This is a genomic window from Mycobacterium sp. TH-M106 (assembly GCF_057473765.1).
On record NZ_JBYCLE010000580.1, the window covers coordinates 1 to 2,755 of the forward strand.

Sequence of the window (2,755 nt, forward strand, 5' to 3'; positions counted from 1 at the left end):
TCAGGTTGGTGGCCACGAGCACCGCGACGACGACCGCGACGTCGAGATGGATTCGCAACCGGTGCAGCGCCGCAAGCTGGGACAGCAGCGGGTGCGCCTCCCCGCCGGCGGTGAAGTCATGCATCGGACGATTTTACCGGCAGGCGGCGCAGTCGCGCGACGGGTGAGCGCCGGCGGCCCTACGGCGCGGCCCGGCTGGTTCTTGCCCGCCCGGGCGGGCAGCCGTTCCAGCGGGTGTGCGCGCGGGTGAACGCCGCGGTCTCCGAGTACCCGAGCCGGCGTGCGGTTTCCTCGACACTGAGACCGGAGTTCAGCAGCTCGGCGGCCAAGGTCGCGCGGACCTCGTCGACCAGCGCGCGGTAGCTGGTGCCCTCGGACGCCAGCCGGCGATGCAGCGTGCGTTCGGTGACGTAGAGTTCCTTCGCGACGGTGGCCATGGCGGGGATCTCTGCCGAGTCCTGGATCAGGCGGGTGCGGATCGCCGCCGAGATCCCGCGCCGGGTGCGCCGCCGATCCAAAAGCTCCTCACACTGACGAATGCAGATCGCCGCGGTCTGCGGATCGGCCGCGGGCATCGGCTGGTTGATCAGGTCCGCCGGGATGGCCAGGACATTGCGTGAGGTTTCCTCGACGACGACGGTCAGGTTTTCGATCTCCACCAGGTCGGTCGGCAACGGCAGATCGGCAAACTCGACTCGGACCGTGATCGGCGCATGGCCGACGCCGAGGAGCAGGGGCAGGATTCGCAGCATGATCGCGAAATCGCGTTCGAGGAGGAACCGGCGTACATCGCGCGGAACCTGCACGTCGTCGAAAGCCACGACTGCCTCGGTCTGACCCACCTCGGGGCCGGCCAGGTTCAGGTACGTGGCGGTCAGCGCGACGTACCGGCACGCGACGTCGATCGCGTCGCCGAAGGTCGGGCTGGCCATCAAGGCGAAACCGAGGATGCCGATATCGGCGAACTGGTAGCGCGTACCGGTCTCCATGCCGAGCCCGGGTTGATCACCAAGTCGCCCGATGAGGTTCCGGATCATGGTCAGCTCTTGGCTGACGTAGACCTCGGTGGTGGGATCCGCCAGGTCCCCGACGGTCAACCCGGTACCGGACAGGCACGTCGGCTCGTCGAGCCCGTGCTGGCGGGCGGTCTCCAGGACGTGCCGGGCAGTCGCCGAGGACTGTGCTGTGTCCCAGACCGACGGGTCGACGGCGCGCATGTGTCTGAAAATATCAAATGTGTGTCTGAAACCATCATTCCGGTCGTCGCGGTGCGTCCTTAGCTTCATCAGCATGCCCACCGATCTCCTCAGTCCGCCACCCCGAGCCATTTTCTCGGCGGCGCGCAGCTCCGCGATCAGCCTTTTGCGGCCGGTCGCGACCGGTGCCTACCGCGATCTGCGTCGTCCACGGTCGAGTTCCGCCCCGGCGTCCGTGCCGCGCACGACGCTCGACCCCACGCTGGCGCCGCACATCGCCGACCCCTATCCCGATTACGAGCGAATCCGGGAGCATCCCGTCGTGGTCAATGAGCGGCTGGGGGTCTGGATGATCGGACGCTACGACGACGTGCACACCGCGGTCCGCGACAATGTCGCGTTCTCGTCGAAAGACGGCGTCATGCTCCGATCGTTCGTGTCCAGCGTCGTGCTGCTCGCCGACCCACCCGAACACACCCGTCTGCGACGCATCACCGCGCCGATGTTCAGCAAACGCGCTGTCCAGAGCTTCACGACGGACATCCGCGCACTGGCCGCCGAGTCGATCGCGAAGCTGACCAGCGGTGACGTCGTGGACGTCGTGGACGGCCTGACCATCCCGATGCCGATCAACGTGATAGCCCGAATTCTCGGCGTTCCGCAGGATCGGTGGCCGGCATTTCGCGCGGTTTCGGACAAATTCGCGCAGATGTTCGCTCCCCGTTCGGTGCCCGAGGTCGCGCGTTTGATGGCGTCGATCGTGCCCGCCTACGTGCACATGCACAGCTTCATCGACGCCGAAATGCGACGCCGCGACGGCGAACCCGCCGACGACCTGCTGAGCCGGCTGCGCGCAGCCACGAGCGCGGGCGAGCTCACCAACGACGAAGCGTTCATGTACGCGCTGATCCTGCTGGTGGCGGGCAACGAGACGACCACCAACCTGCTGGGGATGCTGCTGGTCAGGCTGGCGGGGGACCACGCGCTGTTCGCCGAGCTGAAAGCGGACCGCAGCCTGCTTCCCGCCGCGGTCGAGGAGACGGCCCGCTGGGGCTCGCCGGTCCAGTGGGTGACCCGAACCGCGACAGTCCCCTACGCGATCGGCGACACGGTGATCCCCAGGGGTGCGAAGACGGTGCTGTTCTACGCGTCGGCCAACCGCGACTCCGCCAAGTTCCCCGAACCCGATCGCTTCGACATTCACCGGGACACCACCAGGCACCTGGCTTTCGGCCACGGCCTGCACTTCTGTCTGGGGGCACATCTGGCGCGGCTGGAGACGATCACCGCCGCCGACTGCCTGCTCGACGAAGTCGACGGCCTGGAGTTGGCCGGGCCCGTCCGTTGGGGTACGACGCCGTCGTTGCAGGGTCCGGTGTCGGTGCCCCTGCGCGTCACGCGGGGCTGATCACTCGGTAGGCGCCCAGGTCCAGCCGGCGATCTGGGGGTCGTCCTCGCCGTACTCGCGTGTGTAGGCGCGGGCGGCCAGCCGCGCGTCGGCCATCCGCTGGCGCAGCAGCGCGGCGCGGCTGCCCAGCCCGTCCACCCGGTCGATGACA

The 2,755-nt window shown here is 68.1% G+C and carries 2 protein-coding genes; one reads left to right on the forward strand and one right to left on the reverse strand.

Going from position 1 to position 2,755, the window contains the following annotated elements; genetic code table 11:
- Nucleotides 1–179 precede the first annotated feature (179 nt).
- Nucleotides 180–1,217: an AraC family transcriptional regulator gene (locus AC2VOP_RS19700; RefSeq protein WP_486962530.1), complete on the reverse strand. Its 1,038-nt coding sequence runs from the start codon at nucleotides 1,215–1,217 to the stop codon at nucleotides 180–182.
- A 73-nt stretch (nucleotides 1,218–1,290) separates the two neighbouring features.
- Between AC2VOP_RS19700 and AC2VOP_RS19705 the strand changes: the two genes are divergently transcribed.
- Entirely contained in the window at nucleotides 1,291–2,604 is a 1,314-nt protein-coding gene (locus AC2VOP_RS19705; protein WP_486962531.1) for a cytochrome P450, read from the forward strand.
- Nucleotides 2,605–2,755: the final 151 nt, after the last annotated feature.